Source organism: Chitinophaga sp. 05T412 (genome assembly GCF_056396465.1).
Map to the genome: position 1 here is coordinate 282,313 of NZ_JBFTLN010000002.1, position 22,764 is coordinate 305,076.

General features: G+C 45.0%; 22 protein-coding genes. 3 read left to right on the plus strand and 19 right to left on the minus strand.

Annotated elements, in window-relative coordinates; genetic code table 11:
* Positions 1–10: 10 nt before the first annotated feature.
* From AC1DFM_RS04690 to AC1DFM_RS04755, 14 genes are all read right to left on the minus strand, one after another.
* Positions 11–1,168: a beta-ketoacyl synthase N-terminal-like domain-containing protein gene (locus AC1DFM_RS04690; protein WP_477075569.1), complete on the minus strand. Its 1,158-nt coding sequence runs from the start codon at positions 1,166–1,168 to the stop codon at positions 11–13.
* A complete protein-coding gene (locus AC1DFM_RS04695) occupies positions 1,165–1,587 on the minus strand; it encodes an acyl-CoA thioesterase (RefSeq protein ID WP_477075570.1) in 423 nt (140 codons plus the stop codon). Before AC1DFM_RS04695 ends, AC1DFM_RS04690 begins: the two co-directional genes overlap by 4 nt.
* 2 nt (positions 1,588–1,589) lie before the next feature.
* The gene (locus AC1DFM_RS04700) at positions 1,590–2,336 is read right to left on the minus strand and encodes a hypothetical protein (RefSeq protein WP_477075571.1); all 747 of its coding nucleotides are present in this window, start codon (positions 2,334–2,336) and stop codon (positions 1,590–1,592) included.
* A gap of 6 nt (positions 2,337–2,342) precedes the next feature.
* Positions 2,343–2,768, minus strand: a complete 426-nt coding sequence (locus AC1DFM_RS04705; RefSeq protein WP_477075572.1) for a hotdog family protein — start codon at positions 2,766–2,768, stop codon at positions 2,343–2,345.
* A 75-nt stretch (positions 2,769–2,843) separates the two neighbouring features.
* On the minus strand, positions 2,844–3,719 hold the full coding sequence (locus tag AC1DFM_RS04710) for an LpxL/LpxP family acyltransferase (protein WP_477075573.1): 876 nt from the start codon (positions 3,717–3,719) through the stop codon (positions 2,844–2,846).
* Positions 3,719–3,976 (minus strand): phosphopantetheine-binding protein, encoded by a 258-nt coding sequence (locus AC1DFM_RS04715; RefSeq protein WP_477075574.1) that lies wholly within the window; start codon positions 3,974–3,976, stop codon positions 3,719–3,721. Before AC1DFM_RS04715 ends, AC1DFM_RS04710 begins: the two co-directional genes overlap by 1 nt.
* Before the next feature lie 93 nt (positions 3,977–4,069).
* Positions 4,070–5,296 (minus strand): beta-ketoacyl-[acyl-carrier-protein] synthase family protein, encoded by a 1,227-nt coding sequence (locus AC1DFM_RS04720; RefSeq protein ID WP_477075575.1) that lies wholly within the window; start codon positions 5,294–5,296, stop codon positions 4,070–4,072.
* A gap of 49 nt (positions 5,297–5,345) precedes the next feature.
* A complete protein-coding gene (flxB, locus tag AC1DFM_RS04725) occupies positions 5,346–6,074 on the minus strand; it encodes a flexirubin biosynthesis SDR family reductase FlxB (RefSeq protein ID WP_477075576.1) in 729 nt (242 codons plus the stop codon).
* A 38-nt stretch (positions 6,075–6,112) separates the two neighbouring features.
* Positions 6,113–7,648, minus strand: coding sequence for a flexirubin biosynthesis tyrosine ammonia-lyase FlxA (flxA, locus tag AC1DFM_RS04730; protein WP_477075577.1), 1,536 nt, complete (start codon positions 7,646–7,648; stop codon positions 6,113–6,115).
* Positions 7,649–7,798: 150 nt separating this feature from the next.
* Positions 7,799–9,088: a hemolysin family protein gene (locus AC1DFM_RS04735; RefSeq protein ID WP_477075578.1), complete on the minus strand. Its 1,290-nt coding sequence runs from the start codon at positions 9,086–9,088 to the stop codon at positions 7,799–7,801.
* 23 nt (positions 9,089–9,111) lie between these two features.
* Positions 9,112–9,846 carry a ZIP family metal transporter gene (locus tag AC1DFM_RS04740; RefSeq protein ID WP_477075579.1) on the minus strand — a complete coding sequence of 245 codons (735 nt, stop codon included), beginning with the start codon at positions 9,844–9,846 and terminating at the stop codon, positions 9,112–9,114.
* Positions 9,843–10,421, minus strand: coding sequence for a phosphatase PAP2 family protein (locus AC1DFM_RS04745; protein ID WP_477075580.1), 579 nt, complete (start codon positions 10,419–10,421; stop codon positions 9,843–9,845). The genes AC1DFM_RS04740 and AC1DFM_RS04745 overlap by 4 nt, the downstream gene beginning before the upstream one ends.
* A 2-nt stretch (positions 10,422–10,423) precedes the next feature.
* Complete coding sequence (locus AC1DFM_RS04750) at positions 10,424–11,167, minus strand: class I SAM-dependent methyltransferase (RefSeq protein WP_477075581.1); 744 nt, start codon at positions 11,165–11,167, stop codon at positions 10,424–10,426.
* A gap of 25 nt (positions 11,168–11,192) precedes the next feature.
* Positions 11,193–13,211, minus strand: coding sequence for an LTA synthase family protein (locus tag AC1DFM_RS04755; RefSeq protein ID WP_477075582.1), 2,019 nt, complete (start codon positions 13,209–13,211; stop codon positions 11,193–11,195).
* Positions 13,212–13,468: 257 nt separating this feature from the next.
* Between AC1DFM_RS04755 and glmM the strand changes: the two genes are divergently transcribed.
* Positions 13,469–14,851 carry a phosphoglucosamine mutase gene (gene glmM, locus AC1DFM_RS04760; RefSeq protein WP_477075583.1) on the plus strand — a complete coding sequence of 461 codons (1,383 nt, stop codon included), beginning with the start codon at positions 13,469–13,471 and terminating at the stop codon, positions 14,849–14,851.
* 123 nt (positions 14,852–14,974) lie between these two features.
* Here glmM and AC1DFM_RS04765 read toward each other — a convergent pair whose 3' ends face one another.
* The 5 genes from AC1DFM_RS04765 to AC1DFM_RS04785 form a co-directional block, all read right to left on the minus strand.
* Positions 14,975–16,102 (minus strand): cysteine desulfurase family protein, encoded by a 1,128-nt coding sequence (locus tag AC1DFM_RS04765; RefSeq protein WP_477075584.1) that lies wholly within the window; start codon positions 16,100–16,102, stop codon positions 14,975–14,977.
* A 231-nt stretch (positions 16,103–16,333) separates the two neighbouring features.
* On the minus strand, positions 16,334–17,065 hold the full coding sequence (locus tag AC1DFM_RS04770; RefSeq protein ID WP_477075585.1) for a LytR/AlgR family response regulator transcription factor: 732 nt from the start codon (positions 17,063–17,065) through the stop codon (positions 16,334–16,336).
* Positions 17,062–18,174 carry a sensor histidine kinase gene (locus AC1DFM_RS04775; RefSeq protein ID WP_477075586.1) on the minus strand — a complete coding sequence of 371 codons (1,113 nt, stop codon included), beginning with the start codon at positions 18,172–18,174 and terminating at the stop codon, positions 17,062–17,064. Before AC1DFM_RS04775 ends, AC1DFM_RS04770 begins: the two co-directional genes overlap by 4 nt.
* Before the next feature lie 361 nt (positions 18,175–18,535).
* Complete coding sequence (locus AC1DFM_RS04780) at positions 18,536–18,883, minus strand: DUF4907 domain-containing protein (protein ID WP_477075587.1); 348 nt, start codon at positions 18,881–18,883, stop codon at positions 18,536–18,538.
* A complete protein-coding gene (locus tag AC1DFM_RS04785; protein WP_477075588.1) occupies positions 18,876–19,865 on the minus strand; it encodes a Kelch repeat-containing protein in 990 nt (329 codons plus the stop codon). The genes AC1DFM_RS04780 and AC1DFM_RS04785 overlap by 8 nt, the downstream gene beginning before the upstream one ends.
* Before the next feature lie 247 nt (positions 19,866–20,112).
* Between AC1DFM_RS04785 and AC1DFM_RS04790 the strand changes: the two genes are divergently transcribed.
* Both AC1DFM_RS04790 and bamG read left to right on the plus strand, forming a co-directional pair.
* On the plus strand, positions 20,113–21,447 hold the full coding sequence (locus tag AC1DFM_RS04790) for a DUF4270 family protein (protein ID WP_477075589.1): 1,335 nt from the start codon (positions 20,113–20,115) through the stop codon (positions 21,445–21,447).
* A gap of 9 nt (positions 21,448–21,456) precedes the next feature.
* Positions 21,457–22,686, plus strand: coding sequence for a BamG family beta-barrel-assembly machinery protein (gene bamG, locus AC1DFM_RS04795; RefSeq protein ID WP_477075590.1), 1,230 nt, complete (start codon positions 21,457–21,459; stop codon positions 22,684–22,686).
* The last annotated feature ends 78 nt before the right edge of the window (positions 22,687–22,764 follow it).

A 22,764-nucleotide genomic window follows, 5' to 3' on the forward strand; every position in this document is an offset into this window, starting at 1 on the left:
AATAACTTGTTTAGCTGTTAAGATTAAAGACCATGGCTGCATTACATCCACCAAAACCTGATACTGTTTTCAGGAAGTGTGCAGATGGGGTATGCAGCAGGGTGTTATTCACATTGACCGGCATACTTACACCGGAGTTTTCATATCCTTTTGTGGGCAATACAACGCCGGCTTTCATGGCCTGCATGCTGATGATCGCTTCAATGAGTCCGGCCGCACCCAGGGTGTGACCGTAGTATCCTTTGAGGCTATTCACCGGCACCTGTTGTAAACCGGCATGATGCAATGCTTTTGCTTCCATTTCATCATTATACAGGGTGGCTGTACCGTGGGCGGATACAAATCCGATATCAGCGTTGGTCAACCCGCTTCCTTTAACCGCCAGCTGCATCACTGCGGCCAGTTCTTCGCCGGTACGGGAAGGTCCTGAAATATGATTAGCATCGTTGCTGATAGCGCCGGCACCTAATGAAAATGCAGCGTTGTGATGGTTCCTGCTGAGGATAACCGTGGCAGCACCTTCGCCCAGTGTAACCCCGCTGCGGTTGGCATCGAAGGGTTTGCAGGGTTGGGGACTTACTGCCTGGAACGACTGAAACCCGGATAATACAAAGCGGGTGAGTACATCTGCACCGGTGACTACCACATGGTCGTAACGTCCGGATTCGATGAGTCGTTTACCTGTTAAAATGGCCACCAGTCCGGAGATACAAGCGCTGCTGATCACCATGGGCTGGTTGGCGGCCTTAAAATGAGCGGCTACCTTGGCGGCAGTCGTATACAACTGCATATCAGCCAGTGGTAATGGCGCTCCTGCCGGCTGTTGTTCCAGCAAGGCGATATTCCCTTTGGTAGTAGATACCAGCAAGCCGGTACGACTATCCGTTAAAGTAACACCGGTTTGTTGCAGAGCATCCTGTATGGATGCTACCAGCAATTTCTCGAATGTCGTGTATCCGGTTACGTTATACGAAGTGGTATAAGTATCCAGCTGGCCAGGAGCCATCATAGCGCCATAAAACGCAGCAGCGGCATAAGCTGCATCATCGTGCAGTCTTATGCCACTGTTGCCTTGTAACACCTGGTCAAAATTTTCCCGGGTAGTACTGCCTAAAGGCCCCACAATATTATCCGCTACTACATATACCTGTTGCATATTACCCTTCATGATACCAGTCCGTTAGCTTTTTTCCAGTCTGTGAAAAAAGCAGGGGTGATCAGTTGCAGCGTAGATGTTTCTTTATCCAGGAATACCTGTACTGAAGAACCTTTTGCCACTACTTCACCCGTTGCCGGATTGGTAAGAATATACTCAAATTTTATTTTGGCGGCCATGTCATCCACATACCTGGTTTCTACTACTACTCTGTCGCCGTAGCGCAGGGAGCGTTTATAGTCGCACTGTATGTTCACAACCGGCACGGTGTACCCTTGTTCAAAAATATCCAGGTACCTTAATCCGTATTTTTCGCCAAAAGCTTCTCTACCGTCTTCGAAATACTGCACATAATGCCCGTGCCATACTATTCCCAGCGGATCTGCCTCATTAAATCTGATCAGTATGTTGGTGCATGTAGTGAGTGTCATAATTATCCTTTCTTCTTACCTGATTTCTTCGTTTCTTTAGTAGCTACGCCGGTTTTAGCTTCTTTTTTCACTTCTGCTGGTTTTTCTTCTTCTGCGTCTTTAGTATCCGCATATTTGGATTTCAGCTTGCTGTAATCGTCGTTTACGTCATCGAGTACGTCTTTGATGGTAGCCAGCCAATAGTTACGCCAGGCGAAACTCCATCTTTGACCTTTACCAATATAACGTTCTGTCATCAATACACTTTTGCGGTCCAGGTCTATTAGGGTTACCCACATAGCCGCACTTTTAGTGGTTTTGCTCATCGCTTCCATCACTATCATTGCGCCAATACCGTGTTTTCCGGAAAAATCGTACGATTTTACCACTTTCGTAATGTCTTCTGGCTTCAGGCGTTCAAAGTCAGCTGATTCATCTGACTTAATATTGTCCTTGTTAATTCCATCATTGTGCTTATTTACCAGAGTAATGCTGGTGTTATATTTATCACGATGAAATGCGCCGGGTACATCATACTTTTTTTGTTCGTTCACAATGACCTGGTTAAGGGCGGTGAGCTCATGATCTACAATGGCATCCGTTTTTGCGGCTGCATCTCCAATGAGTTTGGCCTGGGTAAAGTCTACCCCCAGCCATGTGAAGGACGAATCTTTGTTTTCCAGAAAGTTCTTCAATTTCTGCGCATGGGCTTCCGTTGCGAACATGCTTAAAACCATCAGGGGAAGGGCGATAAATTTTCTACAGTTCATGTTAATTTATATTATGGGATTGATAAAGATTTTCATTTCGCATTGCGCCATGATACGTCCTTCAAACATCACTTTACCAGTTACCATGGTAGCATTAAATACTTCACCGCCTATTTCGGTGGTGGTTTCAATCATTTGTCCTGCTGGCGGGAGTTCCAGGATTTCCAGGTCTTTCACGGCGCCAATAAATCCCAGGGGAACAGGGCTGTTTTCCTGTTTGGCGATATAGCCAATTCGGGCGGCAGCGGTTTGCGCGATGTTTTCCATCAGGCCGGGAGCGGTGAGCACGCCATTTTCCACAAAAATATTATCTGGTGCAATATGAAGACCAGTGCGGGTTAGCGGGCCATTGACTTCCAGGATACCACTAATCATTACAATAGGTGTACGCTGCGGTATATATGCGGTTATATCATCGGTATGAATAAACATCTGCACAAGTTATTATTAAATATGAAACACGAAATAAATAGAATTATACGAAATTATGAACAGTAAAAACACGGATTATTCCCAAAAATCGTAATAATTAAACCATTGTACAGGATAGCGCTGTACTTTTTCTTCCACATGGCTTACAAAATCCCGGAGCGAACTTTCCACTCCCTGGTTGCGGCGCCCGTGATATAGCCGGGGCTCGGTGGCGAAAAAATGGTAATGGGTAGTGGATTCTTTGAAGGCAAACACTACGGAAACCGGTACCCGGAAGGTAGCGGCCAGCAAAAAAGGGCCAACGGGAAAACGGGCCTCCTGGCCCAAAAAGGAAGTGGTAGTGGTTTTGTTGCCAGGCAGAAAACGATCGGCATGCATACATACCATTTCCTGGTTATTCAGCGCTTCATTAATGGCGTAGATATGTGACAGGTCGTCTTTAATGACGATAATATTCATGTTACGGTCGCCGGTAACGCCCGAGAGGTAATCTTTAATCCGCTGGTGTTCACCATCAAACATCACGATATTAATACGGGTTTGCAGGCGTTTAAAGAGGTGTCCGGCTACTTCCCAGTTGCCCAGATGGGCGCTCAGTAAGATACCGCCTTTACCGCCGGCAATCATTTCACGCAGGTAGTGCTCACCCTCAAATTCAAAGGTGAATTTATTACGGATACCAGCCATCACCACCACCTTGTCGATCAGGGTTTGGCCAAATACATGATAATTACGGTAAAGGCTCAGTAACGTGCGCCACCTCCCGTATCCAATTTTTGTACGGAAATATGCGTAGAGAGGTTTTGAGGAACTCCAGGAAAATGCGAAAAAATAGAAAGCCACGAACCTGAGCAACAGATAAGCTGGCATTACTCCTCCATGCTTCAGCAGGAAAACAAAACAACTATATCCAAACTTGCTCCCTTTTGACTTTCCTTGCCAGGAGGGCATTACACCAGTTCTTTTTGTTGAACACGAGCAGCTACGTAGTCGTAGAAATCCTGGAAGGTGATGATAGACTGGAAGTCTTCCGGATTTACTTTAAATCCAAAGTTATCTTCTATTACTACCACCATGTCGATATAGTCCAGACTGTCAAGATCCAGTGTGGATTTCATATTTGCTTCGGGCTTAATTAATCCAGGGTTTGCTTCAAACTCCTCTACCAGAAACGTATTTGTAACAGCTATTATCTTATTAATGTCCATAAAGTGCGAAATCAGATATAGGTCGTTTTAAAATTTGGTTTTACATCTTAGTTGGTCTAACGATCCTGATCCAGGTGTCAAAGTTAAGAATATTTACTGTCCGTTCCACCCCCTTACGATAAGAGAGGAATTTGTGCCGCCAAAACCGAAAGAGTTCGACAAAAATATATTAAAATTTTTATTAATTGTATTAGTTACAATATTCAGTTTGGCAGCGTCATCATCGGGGTTTTCCAGATTGATGTTGGGGGCAATGAAGCCATCCCGCATCATGATCATGGAATAAACAATTTCACTGGCGCCTGCCATCCAGCATTCGTGGCCGGTCATAGATTTGGTGGAGCTCACATAGGGTTTGGAAGCGCCAAATACCTCATGAATCGCTTTGGCTTCGCTGGCATCCCCTGCCACGGTGGAGGTGGCGTGTGCATTGATGTATTCGATATCTCCGGGTTGTAGTCCGGCGTCTTTCAGGGCAATTTCCAGAGACCGTACCGGGCCGTCCACCGTTGGGTTGGAGATATGTGCGCCATTGGAAGAGAAACCATAACCCAGTACTTCTCCTAAAATGGTGGCGCCTCTGCGTTGGGCAGATTCCAGACTTTCCAGGATAACGGTAGCTGCGCCACCACTGGGCACGAGGCCGTCGCGGTCACGGTCAAAAGGCCTTGATGCCTTTGCCGGTTCATTTTCCCTAACAGAAAATGCCGCAATGGCGTCAAAGTTGCCCATGGCATATACGTTTACTTCCTGGGCGCCGCCGCAGATGACGGCATCCTGCATCCCGTTGCGGATAAACATATATCCCATGCCAATGGCATGAGAGCCGCTGGCACAAGCTGCACTCACGGAAAAGTTGACTCCCCGGAGTTTGAAAATGGTGGCCAGGTTCATATTCACAGTAGAGTTCATGGTCTGAAAAACAGAACCGGAACCTACCAGCATGGTATCTTTCTTCGCCCGCATAATATCATTGGCTTCCACCACTGGTTTTGCGGAGCTGTCGTTACCATATAAAAGCCCGATGGGCGTAGTATCGATATATTCTTGTGTGATACCTGACTGCGCCAGGGCTTCACGGGTGGCCATATAGGCAAACTCGGCCTGTTCTGGCATCATGAGCCTGGCCCGGCGGTCTAATACCCCCTTGAGCTCAGGTCTTTCTATAAAACCGGTTAATCCTGACCGGTAACCAAAAGTTTTCCTCTCTGGGTCCAGCACAATGCCAGATTTACCCTGATACAATGAATCTCTGACTTCCTGCATATCTTTTCCAATGCAAGAGTAGATTCCCATTCCAGTGATCACTACTCTATTCATAAGCTTGTAGCTTTTAGCGTTTAGCCTTTAGCTCAGGATATTGACGCAATTACGTGTGCAACCCTCCATTAATATTCAATACCTCTCCCGTAATATAACCTGCCGCACGGGAAGCCAGGAAAGCAACAGCTTCCGCCACTTCTTCCGGTGTACCAAAACGATTCATCGGTACCTGTGCAGCCAGTTCCTTTTCATTGAGTTCGGCTGTCATATCTGTTTTAATAAATCCCGGCGCAATCGCATTTACGGTAACGCCTCTTTTGGCTACTTCTTGTGCCAGCGCTTTGGTAGCGCCAATTACACCTGCTTTGGCGGCAGAATAATTGGTTTGACCCGGTAACCCTTTGATACCAGACAAAGACACCATGTTAATAATACGTCCGTAACGTTTTAATAACATGCTATTCAATACCTGCTTGGTTACATTAAAGAAGCCATTTAAACTGATGTTCACTACATTTCCCCACTGCGCTTCATTCATCCAGAACATCAAAGAATCTTCGCGAATACCTGCATTATTTACCAGGACTTCTATCTGCTGATCTTTATTATTTTCCACCCATCCGCCCAGCACCTGCTGCACTTCTGCGGCATCGCCCACGTTAAATGGTAACAGCTCACCGGTACTGCCTTTCGCTTTTACCGCTTCCAGGGTTTCCAGTGCTGCCGCTTCATTGCCTTTGTAGTTGATGAGTATGTGATAACCCGCTTCGGCCATTTTTATACAAACTGCCCTGCCTATCCCTCTGGACCCACCTGTTACTAATGCACATTTCATTGAATTACGAATTACGAATTACGAATAATGGACCTGTACTAAAACGCTATTGGCATATTATTTTTAAGGTACGTCTGAATCTTTTGCAGGTCTTTATAGCGTGGGCTGTCTTCAATAAATTTAGGAAATATCGCCCTTACTTCCTCGTATACTTTATGAGAGAAACCTGCCAAACGATCCTGACAATTCAGGTAGTCTACTGCCTGTAACATCGTCATTACCTGTATAGCCAATACCTGGAAAGTATTTTCTATTACTTTGCTGGTCATGATAGCAGCATTACATCCCATGCTCACAATATCCTGGTTATCGTTGTTATTCGGAATACTATGCACGTACATCGGGAACGATAATGTCTGGTTCTCCGCCACTGTTGATGTAGCCGTAAACTGAACGCCCTGCATTCCAAAATTGAAGCCAAGTTTTCCCAGGTTCATAAACGGAGGGAATTTGTGATTCAATTTATCATTTAACAGGTAGTTTAATTGTCTTTCCGCAAGCATTGATAATTTGGTAATGGCAATTTTTATTTTGTCCATTTCCAGTGAGACATAATCGCCGTGGAAGTTTCCGCCGTGGAAAACATTTTCCAGGTGATGATCTACTACCGGGTTGTCGCTTACAGAATTCAATTCCTGCACCACCAGTTTTTCTGCATGTGCCAGCGTATCGTATACGGGGCCCAGGATCTGTGGTACGCAGCGCAGGGAATAATATTCCTGTACTTTATCTTTAAAAATTTCTTCTTCCAGTTCTTTATAAAGATGGTCCGGACGATGGCGCACCATTTTGCTGCCTGTCAGGATTTCGCGCATCTTTGCCGCAATCTGCTGTTGTCCTTCATGCTTTTTCACGGCATTGAGTTCTGCAGAAAGATGATCATCGAAAGCTTCTACTATTTCATTGATCATAGCAGACAATACTACTGACCATCCCAGGAGCTTCTTCGCTTCAATAAGATTCACCAGTCCAACACCAGTCATCGCGGATGTACCATTGATAATGGCCAGCCCTTCTCTCACGTGAATACCAATCGGCTTCAGATTCAGTCTGGCAAATACTTCTGCCGTAGGCTGATATTTATCTTCATACCATACTTCTCCTTCTCCAATCAACACCAGCGCCAGGTGAGCCAGCTGCACCAGGTCGCCACTGGCGCCTACCCCACCGTGTTCAAACACACATGGATATACGTTTTTATTAATCAGGTCTTTCAGCAGGTGCACTACTTCCGGATGAATACCGGAATGGGCCTGCATAAAACTGCTCAAACGGGCAATCATTAACGCCTTGGTATGCAAAGGCGACATACATTTACCGGTGCCAGAGCTATGGCTGCGGATCAGGTTAAACTGTAACTGGAAGGTATCTTCATCACTGATACGATACTGCGCCATCGGGCCAAAGCCGGTGTTGATGCCATAGATCAGTTTCTTTGCTGAAAATTTCTCGAGGAATAGAAAACTAGCTTCCACTTGCTGCAGCGCCGCTGTTTCCAATGTCAGCTCCTCGCCGCCCAAAAGAACCCTGTTCACTTCATCCAGCGACAGTGCCTTACTTCCTATTGCAACCATTTTATCTTAAATTAAATTATTTGTATATGTAAAAAAGTGCTCAAAATTAGCATAAAGCTAGATTTATCCAAATAAATAACAACGTTGCGGCACGAATTACGGGTAATTACGCATGCGGTCATTACGGTTTTTCTTTGGGGGCAKGTAGCTTTACTCGTCGTCCTGTGTTGTTGGCGGTGTAACCAGTACTTTATCTATACGATGCGCGTCCATGTCTACTATTTCAAATGTAAAGTCTCGCCAGATGAACTTTTCGCCTGTTTTGGGAATATGTTCCAGGTGATGAAGAATGAAACCGGCCAGGGTATCAAAATCCTGTTCAAACTCGGTCATCCAGTCTTCTTTATCAAATTCTTCCAGGAAATCATAAAACGGGATCTGGGCATCTACCAGCCAGGTACCATCTTCTCTCAACACCATTTCATAATCATCGCTTTCGGCAGTTTCAGGCATATCACCCACAATTGCTTCCAGGATATCATTCAGGGTAATCATCCCCAGGAACGTACCATACTCATCCACTATAAATGCTGCATGGAAATGGGTTTCCTTAAACTTTTCAAGTACCTGATAGGCGGTATTATTCTCTGGCACAAAGAGCGGCTTCCGGATAATATCTGTCAGGGGCACAGTTTTACCAGCCACTGAATACAGATCCTTGATGGTGATAACCCCCTTGATACTGTCTATTTGTCCATCGCAAACCGGGTACACCGAATGCAGGCTATCATGCACCTTCTGGTGATAGTCGCCCGTCACTTCGTTGATATCCAGCCAGGTAATATCATTGCGGTAAGTCATCAGCGACGTAATATTACGATCGCCCAGATGGAATACCCTTTCGATGATCTCCTGCTCTGTTTCTTCAATGGCGCCTGAGTTGGTGCCTTCGTTGATAATCGCCTTAATTTCTTCTTCCGTTACGTACGATTCTCCTGACTTAAGGTTGAACAGCTTTACCAGCACTGTTGTGGAGGCTGATAATAACCAGATAAAAGGAAAGGTAAGCCAGGAAAGCACCTGCATAGGCTTCGCCATGATTTTGGCGATTGCTTCCGGCTTGGCCAGCCCAATACGTTTAGGTACCAGTTCGCCCAGTACCATGGAGAAATAAGTAATGGTTACTACAATGATAGCAGTAGCTACTATGCTGCTATAAGGCTGTATAGCAGGAAAGGTATTGAGCCAGGCCATCACATCAGTTTTGATGTTTTCGCCTGAATAAATACCCGTTAAAATACCGATCAGGGTAATACCGATTTGCACGGTAGAAAGAAAGGTGTCCGGATTATTAGCCAGCTTCAGAGCGGCTTTTGCTTTTTCATCCCCCTTATTGGCCTGGTTTTCCAAACGGATCTTCCGGGCTGAGACCATTGCAATCTCGGACATCGAGAACAGGCCATTCAATAAAATAAGGATGAGGATAATGACGACTTCCATATATAAAGCCTAAAAATAAAAAATTATTCAAATATCAGGGTAAGAAATGCCAAAAGCAGTCCTAGTGCGATTGCCATCACCTTTTTCCTGCTGAGTTCATGATGTTTGGTACCACTTTCATAAAAAATAGTGGTGGAAATATGCAAAAATGCGCCTACTACCAGCGCCACCACATACAACAGGTAATGCTGTACAATTTCAAAACGACTTCCCAGCMATCCTGCCAGGATAGCCGCCAATGGCGTTACCAGGGCAAAAGCCACCAGTATCTGCCAGAGCTGCGACCGTTTTTTATTTGCGTGCATCATCACCGTAATCAGTGTTAACGCTTCTGGTATTTTATGTGCCGCCACACCCGCCATCAGTGAAGGCAGTGCAGACTGATCCTCATATTTGAAGCCCAGGGGAATTCCCTCCATGAACGCATGGATGGACAGCCCCAGCAGCAACGGAGTTACCGCAATATGATGATGATGTTGCTCTGTGGCTACATGTGTATGGCCGTGTTCCATGCCATGCGACAATTGCTGCAGAAATACCTGCAGGAAAAATCCGGCTACAATATACACACCCGCCTGATGCCCCAGCTCATGATATACTTCCGGCAGGAGGTGCATGATAATCACCCCAAACAGGAAGGCTCCCGTGAAAGCCAGCAGGTAAATAGAGAAATTGGCATGAATACGCTTTACTGTCATGGGTATAATGCCACCCACAATAGTTGCTGCCAGTATTAATATCAGATAATTCCAGTTCATGATGCGAGTTCAGGCTCCAGCCTAATGCGGCGTTGAAAGAAACTGCCGCTGAGCAGGCCGATTAACATACCGATCAACGCACCACCCAGTACGTCTAACGGATAGTGTACACCTACGTATATCTGTGCATAACCGATAATAGCGGCCCATGCAAAGAATAACCAGGCATACCGGCCAAATGCTGATTTTAAAGTTATGAAACAAAAGGTACCCAACGCAAAATGATTGGCAGCGTGGTTGGAAGTAAAGCTACCGCTCATCGGGCAGTAAACAACCAACACGCGGGCATAATGCGATACAATCGGATCACGACAGGGCCGCACTCGTCCGATCGCTTCCTTCAGAAAAAGGCTGCTTTGATCTGCTACCCCAAAACACAACAGGAAAAAAAGTATCCAGAACAATCCTTTCCAGCCATAGTTAATGGTGACAAACAAACCMAGGAACAAGTATAAAGGCGCCCACACGAAAGGCTCCCGCATAAAAGGCAGGACCACATCCAGGACGGCATTATGCCATTGGGCATTTATATGAAGAAATAACCTGAGGTCTTCTTTCAGTATTGATTCAAGCATGGCTATGATTTTGTAGCAATGAGGATCAGTCGTGGCGACCGCTGCTCATCATAACTGTTAAAGTGATAGTCGCCGAATATTTCTATTATTTCAAGCCCTTGCTTGGCAAACATCTTCTCAAAGTCTGTTCTGGTAAAGGCATTTACGCTTTCTGTATAAGTAGCGCGGCGCATTTTTTCTTTATCGAGAATACTGATTTGCTTTCTGAATTTGTAGTCGTTCAGTTCCCGGCGAATGTCAAATACCACCTGTTCCTTTTCTTTCACTTCATCATGTACCAGGTGTGCAGCTACATAATTGCTATTGAGATAATCGAGTACCAGCTTACCTCCGGGCTTCAGGGCATTAGTGAGGGTACGTAATGCGTTATCGTTATCGCGTTGAGATTCGAAGTAACCAAAGCTGGTGAAGAAATTAAACACCACATCGAAATAATTTACCCAAAACGGTAAACGCATATCGTGTTGAAAAAAGCTCAGGTGATCGTTTTCCAGCTTTTTGGCGGCATTAATACTTTCAATGGAAAGATCTATTCCGGTAGCATAATACCCCTTATCTGCCAGGTATTTGGCATGTCGTCCTCTCCCACAGGCTACGTCCAGCATTTCAGCGTCGGGAGCCGGTTGCAGGTAAGCCAGCAATTTATCGATAAAAGCAGCAGCTTCCCGATCATCGCGGTTATTGTACAACAAATGATAGTAAGGAGAATTAAACCAATCCTTAAACCAAAGCTTATCTATTTCCATAAAGCTGTTAGCAGCTAGCTTTTAGCTATTTTTTATTATTAAACATCAAATATCGGGTGCTTTCATAAAAGCCCCGTGTTAAATTATCGAGGCTTTTTGCGGTATCCGCCTGTTGAGCCTGTATATTTTTCATCGGATCTGTTTTCAGATCGTACAGTCCGGTGGCGTTAGTCGCCATGTTGATTTCATACAGGTAACGATCGCCCAGCAATGCATAATAAGGCATCTGATTGCGCAGATACGATACAAATACATATTTATCATTTACGCGGGTGCTATCGAACAGATCTCCGCCTAATGTATAGTTTTTATAAGGCATGCCCACCATTTTGGCCATAGTAGGATACACATCCAGTAAACTACCAGGCGTGATGATTTGCTGTGGCGCCAGGTGTTTAGGACTGTACATAAATGCCGTTACGTGTACGCTGCCTGTACCCAGTTCATATTCCGGCAACGGCATGAAACTGTATGGATTCAGTACGCAGTTATGATCGCCAAAGAACATAAAAACGGTGTTATCGAGATAACCGTCTTTGCGGGCCATCTCTATGAGATGTCCTACGTTATAATCTTCATACCGCAGCGCATTGAACTGATCTATTGACACAAAGCCTGATTTCCTGAACTTGTTCATATCAATCTCTTTCTGTGTCAGCGCTTTAAAGTCACCAGCTCCGCTGGTAGTGGTGTAAGGCGGGTGATTATCTGCCAGTTGCAGGAAAGCTACAAAGGGCTGTTTCTTATCGTTATCTTCTTTAAAGATGGCACTGGCCTCTGTGATCAGATCGTAGTCAGAAACGCCCCATACATCTGCTTTGGCGGCTTTATACATGCCCTCTTCATAAATACGGATACCTTCCACATTATTGGTAAATACTGCCCGGATATTGGCCCAGTTGGTGTTTCCACCCAACAGGTATAATCTATCATATCCTTTGAACTGGTCCATCACAATACGCTGATCCAGCATTTTAGGGTGACGGCTGGCGGTTTTCACCGTCGTAATATCTGGTAAACCGGTATGCACGCCAAATACGGTTTTGGCAGTACTGACGGCGGGTACATAAAAGTTCTTAAACAGAATACCGCTGTCGGCCAGTCGCTTCATATTCGGGGTGGCCTGCATCGGATTACCGTACATACTGGTCACGGCAGCGCCTGTAGATTCCAGCATCACGAGAACCACGTTGAGCTTAGGTTTGACAGCATCGCCGGCTATGGTACGCACATAGTTCAGGCTATCGGTATTGGCATTGTCTACTTTCAGGTAGTTCGCAATGGCCGGATAATATTTTTTGGTGGCTTCCAGGCTATAAGTATCGCCTTTCACAGATAAGTTGGAAGCAAAATACAGGATGGGATTGAGTCCCAGACTGGTTACGCCGTTATCGCGGGTGAACATGGCCTGACTCCAACGCAGCGGGAAATACGCAATATTGGCGTAGATACCGGCAGCGAAAAGCAGTACCAACCCAATGGTATAGCCGATAAAAGGCCAGTTGCGGAGATAAATAACCGGTTGTGCAGCAAATCTTTTCCAGGTGGCCTTCTGCAGGCGATATACGAGGAACATGAAGATGAAAATACCCAGCGCCCCTCTTACCACCGGATAACTTTGCCATACCATGCGGGCGTTATCGGCTCTTTCTCCTTTGGCGAGGAACCTTAGCACAGAAGGGTCCAGGCGCTGACCGAGGTAATCGTAATGTCCGAGGTCGAGGATATACAGCAGGGTAAGCAGCAGGTAAACCAGGAAGAAATATATAAAGTTGGTTTTGCGTATGGGCTTAGACGTAAAGAATTTGTTACGGGTAATCAGTGCCAATAGCAATATGGGGACCATCAGGTAAAGGGTAAGCCTCATATCGAAGCGTAATCCCAGGTTCCAGGCTTTCAGGATGGCAGCGTGGTCTGTGATGGTAGTTTTAAAGAAGAACAGGTAAAAAATCGCCCTGAACATTACCATCAGGAGGAAGAGGTAAAGCGTTTGAACAAACACATAACGAATATACCGGGGTATATTCTTCCACGAGTATTGCATGTAACGTATAGCTGTTTTTTTAAAAGCGTAGCTGCAAATATATCGAAAAAGCGGAAAGCAGAAAGGAGAAAGCAAAAAGCTATTGTAGCGGAGATATAAGCGATTAATAAGTAATATATTCGCTATCATCACTTATATCTCCGCTACAATAGCTTTTTGCTTTCTCCTTTCTGCTTTCTGCTCTTTCGTCATCTATTCATAATTAGGATTTCTGGAATGGATTTTTTTATATTTGCCTTCCTTAAAAACAGAATCTTGTGGCACTGATCAAATCGATATCCGGCATACGCGGAACCATAGGCGGTAAGCCCGGCGAGGGACTTTCTCCATTAGATGTGGTAAAATTCACGGCAGCTTATGGCACCTGGCTGAGCCGTGCAACAGAAAACCGTAAGGTGGTGATCGGCCGTGATGGTCGTATTTMCGGCGAAATGGTGAAAAACCTGGTGGTATCCACCCTGAACGGACTAGGATTTGATGTAGTAGACCTGGGTCTTTCTACCACTCCTACCGTAGAACTGGCGGTCACTATGGAAAATGCCGCCGGCGGTATTATTCTCACCGCCAGTCATAATCCGAAAGAATGGAATGCGCTGAAATTACTGAACAGTAAAGGCGAATTTATTTCAGGAGAGGATGGCGCAACACTGTTGGACATTGCAGAACGTGAAGACTTCAACTTCGCGGATGTAAATAAGCTGGGTACCTACACATTAGATGACTCTTATTTACAGAAACACGTAGACCTGGTGGTAAACTATCCACTGGTAGATGTTCCAGCCATTAAGGCCCGTAATTTCAAGATCGTAGTAGACGCGGTAAATTCTACCGGCGCTTTATTTGTTCCTCCTTTGTTAAAAGCATTGGGTGTGGAAGAAGTAGAGGTATTGTTTGGAGAAGTGAATGGTAAATTCAGTCACAATCCTGAACCGCTGGCAGAAAACCTGACCGCCCTCTCCAACGAAGTGAATAAATCCAACGCGGACCTGGGTATCGCGGTAGATCCGGATGTGGATCGTCTTTGCTTTGTTTGCGAAGATGGTAGCATGTTTGGAGAAGAATATACCCTGGTAGCCGTAGCAGATTACGTATTAAGTAAAAGAAAAGGAAACACCGTTTCCAATATGTCTTCCACACAGGCATTGAAGGACATTACCCTGAAACATGGCGGTCAATACACGCCTTCAGCAGTAGGTGAAGTAAATGTGGTGAAGAAGATGAAAGATACCCACGCGGTAATCGGCGGAGAAGGCAATGGAGGTATCATTGTTCCGGACCTGCACTATGGCCGCGATGCGCTGATTGGCATTGGTCTTTTCCTGAGCCATCTTGCCCACAGCAAAAAAAGCATCAAAGCATTGCGTAACAGCTATCCTGACTATTTCATCTCTAAAAATAAAATTGAGCTGGATAAAGGGGTAGATGTCAAAACTATCTTCGAAAAAATTAAGGTGAAGTACAAAAACCAACCTTTAAATACAGAAGACGGGCTGAAAATTGAGTTCGACAAAGACTGGGTACATCTCCGTACCTCCAACACAGAACCAATTATCCGCATTTACGCAGAAAGCCAGAATGAAACCACCGCGGATAATATCGCGAAAAGAATCATGCAGGATATTAAAGAATTCATGCACTAAGCTGAAAGCAAAAAGCAGAAAGCAAAAAGCTATAAAAGCGAATGACCGAAGCGTAGATTATTTTATTAATCGCTTCGGTCATTCGCTTTTATAGCTTTTTGCTTTCTGCTTTTAGCTTTCAGCCTATATCAGTTCCTTCAATTTCGCTACTACTGTATCTACTTCTTCTTTCGTATTATTCTTGCAGAAGGAGAAGCGCACTGCAATCAGGTTAGGGTTACTGTTGATGGCGCGAATAACGTGAGATCCCGCATTGGCACCGGAAGTACACGCACTGCCGCCGGAAGCGCAGATGCCGTTAATATCCAGGTTAAACAGGATCATTTCACTTTTCTCAGACTTCGGGAAACCTACGTTCAATACGGTATATAAGCTGCGACCATGCAGATCACCGTTAATAACGATACCAGGAACATGTTTTTCCAACTGTTCTGCCATGTACATACGAAGGCCATTGATATGGGCGCTGTGTGCGTCATGTTCAGCGGTAGCTATTTCCAGTGCTTTTGCAAACCCGATGATGCCATACAGGTTTTCGGTACCAGCGCGCATATTGCGTTCCTGGCTACCACCCTGGATGAACGGTGTAATTTTTACATTCTCGTTGATATAGAGGATACCCACTCCTTTAGGTCCATGAAACTTATGACCAGCGCCGGTAATAAAATGTACAGGCGTGTTACGGAGGTCAAACGGATAGTGACCTACTGTTTGCACGGTATCAGAGTGAAAAATGGCGTCAAACTCCTTGCAGAGGTTACCCACGGCATGAATATCCAGCAGGTTTCCAATTTCGTTATTGGCATGCATGAGTGTTACCAGGCATCTTTCGGTGGAGTTCTGCAACAGTTGGCGCAGATGGTCCATATCGATATGGCCGCTAGGTAATACATTCACAAAAGAAAGTGCTATACCATCATGATGGTGCAGGTATTCTACGGTGTGCAGGGTAGCATGGTGCTCAATAGGCGAAGAAATGATATGCTTACAGCCCAGATCTCTCACAGCGGCATTAATAGCCGTATTACTGGCTTCTGTACCACCGGAAGTAAAGAAGATCTCTCCGGGATGAGCATTCAATGTTTTGGCGACTGATTTACGTGCATTTTCGATACCCAGTCTTGATTCTCTACCGTAAGAATAAATAGAGGAAGGATTACCGAATTTTTCCGTCATAAACGGCAGCATTGCTTCTAGCACTGCCGGGTCCAGCGATGTGGTTGCTGCGTTGTCAAAATATATTCTTTCCAATGTTGGTGGTTTTTGATAAAAGAATAATAATTAATGGTGGTATGGTTGTATTAAAAAGAGAGCGAAGATCGGAAAAAAAGCAGAAAGCAAAAAGCTATTACGGAGAGCCGAAAGCATAAAGCGGAAAGCAAAAAGCTATTTTAGCGAATAACATAAGCGATTAATAATTAATATATCCGCTTAAATATTCGCAAAAATAGCTTTTTGCTTTCCGCTTTATGCTTTCGGCTCTTACGAATTCCGGTTAATGACATCATAAAACCGATCGCGGTAGCCGTCAGAGATCGGAATCGACTGATTCGCGATCATCACGGTATTTTTCTCTACGCAATTGATTTTATTCAGAGAAACCAGGTAAGACCGGTGTACCCGGATAAATTTATCGGCTGGTAAACGGGTTTCGAATGATTTAAGGCTCCGCAGGGTCAATACCGGCAGGTTGTGTGTATAGATTTTCGTATAATCTTTCAGTGCTTCGATGAAAAGAATATCTTCCAGGTTGATTTTAATAATCTTGTACTCTGTTTTAATGAAGATGTAGTCATTTACCCAGGTGGCATCCATGGCCACGGCATTATTTCCGGCGCTTAAACTTTTCTGCTGGCTTACCGACCAGGTTTCGCTGGCTTTAGCGGCTGCCTTCAGAAAGCGTTCAAATGGTACGGGCTTCAGGAGATAATCTACTACATCGAGATTAAAGCCATCCAGCGCGTACTCGCCGTAAGCGGTAGTAAATACCACCATAGGAGGATACTTAAGCGACTTCAGGAACTGAATGCCTGTGATATCAGGCATTTTGATATCCAGAAACACCAGGTCTACCGGCTCATCCTGGATGAATCGCAAGGCTGTCGCAGCATTTTCGAATTTGCCTGCCAGTGTCAGGAATGGAACTTTACGAATGTAATCCTCCATGATTTCCAGCGCCAGCGGCTCGTCATCCACTGCAATACACTTCATCATTTTTTCAACACGATTTTAAGATCTACAATAAATTGGTTTTCCGTTTCCCTGATATTAATCTCATGCTCGTTTTCATAGAGCAATTCCAATCGTTTCAATACATTATCCAGGCCTATTCCCCCTCTTTCCGCCACTCTTTCTTTAAAATGGCTGTTGCGGACAATTAGCCTGATCATATTTTCTGTTGTAGTAATGGCTATATCGATAAAAGAATCTTCTGTGTAACTGATACCGTGTTTGAAGGCGTTTTCCACAAAAGGCACCAGCAACATGGGTTCTATCTGCAAACGATCTGCATCGCCATCTAACTGGTAATTGATGTCAATATCTTTTGGCAACCGTAACCGTTGTATCTCTATGTAGTCGTGCAGGTATCTTAACTCCTGTGACAGTAGTACCCTCGCTTCGTTGGACTCATAAATCATGTACCGCATAATGGTTGACAACTTCAAAATCGCGTGCTCTGTTTGTGTTGACTGTTTATGTGCCAGCGAGTAAATGGTGTTTAGACAGTTAAAAAGGAAGTGAGGATTAATCTGCGACTTTAAAAATTTTAATTCCGCATTCAATTTCTCTACTTTCAACTCCTCGCGCTGCTTTTCACTCTTAAACCATTCCAGTGCGATCTTTATAAACCCGCTCATGAATAACATCAGGAGCGCAAAAAATCCGGATCTGCGTAGTACCTCCGGGAAGAAAAGGTATTCCAGGATAGTAGGTCCATCTGGTTCCATCAATGGAAGCCCCGGAAAGGCTGCAGTGGTGGTTCGCGAACTGTCGATATGTAGTTCGTTGCCACCATTGGCTGATACCGGGATAGCCATTGACCGGGCGCCTCCTTCATCAGCCATATCCAGGCGCCGGTGGTGAAACGGTGGAAAGCGGCCAGAAGTTACTTCTCCGTTGTTAAATTTTTTATCCATCCGTAACGCCATCATAGGTGGCGGGCGATGTCCATACTTTTTGAAGAAGTAATAGTTGAGAGAAGCTTGCTGCGCCGTAATAAAAACGATGAGTAAAGCGATACTGCAAAGGTATATCACGATCTTCTTCCCATTAAAAAAACGGGGAATCAGCACATAAATATTCAGATAAAAAATACCTATCAAAAAGAGGTTATCTATCAATTCCTTGATAAAAAAACCGGTATGTAAAATCTGAATCCGATAAATGAAAAACGGAAAAAATAAAAAACATGCCCATCCGAGAACGTGCAGCGAAATGAGGAAGGGACGACTTCTGATGATCCGTTTAAAATTTAGCATCCTGTAATTTGATGCGATAAACTTACACCAGATAGGGTTAGGCTTATGTTAAAAAATGTTAATCCTGTATAAGGGATTGTTAAATTTAATAATGATATTAAAATCCACTTAAAATACCGGGCACAGCAAAGCTTTACTGCAGGATTATCGTATTCTTTTCAAAATAGATCCTCCCGCAGTAAAGCTGCTGAATTAGCTGAATAAATTATTCTGCCTCGGTAATGTGCATATTGATCAATTCCTGCTGTGTCATGGCTGGAATTTTATGATGCGTTAGCTTATCTGCCACCACATTTCCCACCCGTAATGCATTTTCTTTGCTGCGAAAAACGCGGTGCCCTTCAACACCCGGCAGTACGTTCTGATAGATGTAGGTATGTCCGTCTACATTTACTTTGTAGCCCCATCCTCCATTTACTTCGAACGGCTCCACCACCACCGCCAGCATATCAGACCCATGGTCCGTTGCTTTCTTATCGCGGGTAGTTATCCAGGCAATAAACGTTAACGCCAGCACGGCAATACCGGCTATAATAAGATTACGCTTAGTCATTTTTGTTATACTCTGCTGTAGGGTCCAATTCGCGCATATCATCCAGCTGAAGGGTACCGCTCACGCCCAGTACCACAAAGCCACGATCCTTTACGGAAAAACCGGTAGAATACTGACGTGCAGCGCCTTCGAAATCTGTTTTCTGTACCCAGCGATCCGTTTCAGGAGTATATTCCCAGGTAGCAGCAGACAAACCGCCTTTGATACCTGATACCACATAGCCCTTACCTTTCATTGCAAAGGAAGCCGCGCCGCTACCTGCAAAGTTGTAGGCATCATCGAAGCTATCATCGCTGACATTGGCAATAGCATTGAGCGTTGCCCAGTTGGTACCGTCAAATGCGTAGAAGTCAGTGATGGCGGTGCTGTTGGCTGTACCCATACAAACATATGCCTTGTTGTTGATCACGAAAACAGAGGCATCCTGTCTTTTACCGCTGGGAAGGCTTAATGCCTGTGCCCAGGTATCAGTAGCCGGATCATATGCCCAGTTATCTTTTAACCAGTTACCATCATAGCCAGTGGCGATATAGCCTTTAGCTCCCAATCCGAAAGCAACCGCGCCATAACGACCGCTGCCAGGGAAAGGTTTCTTTACGGTCCATTGATTGGCAGCCGGATCGTATTGATAGAAGTCACTCATTTTGGTTAGTCCATCTGTACCTGTACCCACATAGCCTTTTCCATTGATGCTCATGCCTACTGCATTACTGCGGCCCGGACCGGTGAAAGCACTTACCTGTGTCCATTGATCCTGATCCACGTTGTAACTCCAAAAGTCTGTTAACCTGTTAAGTCCATCATAACCGGTTCCTACATAGGCTTTATTATCAATTACGAAAGAAGCAGCTGCATTTCTGGCAACACCTTCAAACTCGGACCTTTTGATCCAGTTTCCTACCAGTGTAGTGGTGTTTGAACTTTTCGAACAGGCTGCCAGGGAAGCCATCAATAATAAACTATAACCTTTTAAATATCGCATTAGCATGTTCTTTTTACTGCTGCCAAAATTATCCGCCGAAGCATTCCGGCAAACAGGAAATAGCTGTTCCCCTGATTTTAGCTGACGGATACCGTTATTTCATCTACCAGTTGGATTCTTTGGCAGGAAATGCCTGTTCCCGCGCTACTGGCGGCATAAAGGATATATTACGTTATTCATCGATAAATTTTGGCCGTTGGCATATTAAAGGAACTGAAAGTATTGATCCTGTCTAAAATTGCGCACCATGAACAATACCATGTATCATTTATTTTTTAGGCGCGTAAAAGGAAGTATATGGAGATATCTTCCGGCATTTTTATTGGTAGCGACCATCTCTTCCTGCCAGAAAACTGGGTTTACCTATAACAATATTGTAGACAATAATCAGCTAACAGACTATGTACTTTCTGATACGTTGTCTATGCAAATGAAAACCATTCTGCAGGACTCAATGCCTACCTCCGGATCGGAAGTAATGCTGGCCGGTAAAAGAACAGATCCCATATTTGGCACTTCTTCCGCCCAATCTTTTTTCCAGATTGCACAACCTGCGGCGGTTACCATCCCGCTGAATGGTTCCGGGTACGATTCTATGGTGCTCATCATGCACCCGAACAGTTACGTATCCGGCGACTCCACCCAGGTACAACACCTGCAAGTCTACCGGGTTACTTCTACCATACAAACGGCTACTAACTTCTACTACCTGTACAACTCCAGCAACTTCTCCACAGAAAGCACGCCTATCGGCAGCTTCCAGGGAGTAATACGGCCTAACCTGGATAAGGAAATCAGGGCATATATGTCCAACCAACTGGGTACCCAGTTATTCAATATGTTGCGTGATCAAAGTGGCGATATCACTACTACTCCTACCTGGCTTGACTTCTTCAAGGGCCTGAATGTAAGGGGTGCGGCGGATAGCAAAACCATCAACGGATTCCGTGCCAACGATACCAGCCTCGTCATGCGGTTGTACTATCATATCAATGAACAGATTGTTACTGCCAGATATGTGGACTTTAAAATGCAGGCCTCTAATCTGCAGTTCAATCAGGTAAAAACAGTACGCACCGGCACACCGCTGGCGCCATTCGATGGTATAGTAAAATCATTGCCAACTGCCAGCACCGGCAACCAGGGCTTTTGTCAGCCTATAGCAGGTACGGCTACACGTATTGATATTCCGTACATCAAGAATCTCGTTTACCTGGGGCAATTCTTCAAAATCATGAAAGTATATATGACCCTGAAACCGGTCAACGGCACGTATATAAACGACCGGCTGCCACCCAGAGTGGCACTTTGTGAAGTGGACAAGAACAACAATGTAACGGATACGCTTACCTATGGTCAGCTTACCGTGGATAAACAGTTTAACGTCAATACCAACTATACCTTTGACATCACCAATTATGTTATTAAAGAGCAAACCGTCGCGGACTTTTATTCCCGTGGTCTTCTGCTCACACCCAGTGCTACAGATGGCAGAACAACTATGGACAGGTTGGTGATCGGCGATCAGCAGAACACCTCCAACAAGGCTAAAATTCAGTTATACTATCTGTTGTACAAATAAAGGATACTCATGCGCATTAAAATATATAGTGGTTTTATTATACTCCTGTTGTGCAGTACAGCAGTGAAAGCACAACATGGCCTTAATTCCATCTACTCCGCCTATGGAATAGGCGACCTGGAAGCAAGGGACTACAGCCGCAATTTCGGGCTGGGAAGTACTGGTATTGGCCGTCGCCATACCGGTTACCTCAATGAGCTCAACCCCGCCTCTTACAGTGCTTTACCTACTCAGAACTTTATGTTCGATGTGTCTCTGAAAGCACAACAAATTAATTACAGTGGCGCCAACATTTCGCAAAGCGCCGGTGATATCAACTTTAAGCGACTGGCCATTGGCTTCAAAGCGGCTAAATTCTGGGGCATTAGCGCCGGTATCACGCCCTTCAGCACAGTAGACTATAAACTGGTAAACCAACAGTTCATGACAGGCACCGGTGCTCCTGTTACCGCTACCACCACTGGTACCGGCGGTTTCAACCGGGCATATATCTCCAATGGTTTCCAGTTGAGCAAAAACTTCTCTGTGGGGGTATCTACAGCGTTTCTCTTTGGTCCGCTCAACACCACACAATACATTGGTTCCGACTCCTTACAAACACAACACAACCGGTACGGATTCAAGCCTAACTTTACTGCGGGCGCACAATATACCGGCAAACTTAGCAAAGACTGGCAACTGGGACTGGGCGCCATTTATCGCTTCCAGACCAAAATGAAACTACAGGACAAGCTGAATATTGTTGATCAGAACGGCACCTCCATGTATAGTAAAGATGAAGATCCGTCCTTCTTTACTTTACCCGCTGAATATGGCGCCGGTATCTCCTTAACCAATGGCACTTTCACCTGGGTGGCAGATTATCGTCATCAGTTGTGGAATAGTTTGAATGAAAAAGGCGCTACCTTTAGCTACCAGGACGGCGACCGCTTCTCTACCGGTTTAGAATATACGCTAAAACGCCAGTACTACAACCAAACCTATGAGGGCACTGTGTTACAGGCAGGTTTCGCTTATAACAGATCTCCATTGGTAGTGAGCAGTACTCAAATCAAAGATATCTCCGGATCACTGGGCTTTTCCTTACCCAGCAAAAATGGAGCACTACGGTATTACATCGGCCTTGAAGCCGGACAACGCGGACAAAATGGGCCGGCGCTGGTGAAAGAAACGTATGTAAATGCGGTGTTTAACTTCAGCTTAAGAGATATCTGGTTCTTTAAACGGTTGGCGCAATAGCAGAAAGCTAAAAGCCGAAAGCATAAAGCTATTATAGCGAATGATCAGAGCGGATAGATAACTTAAATACCCGCTCTG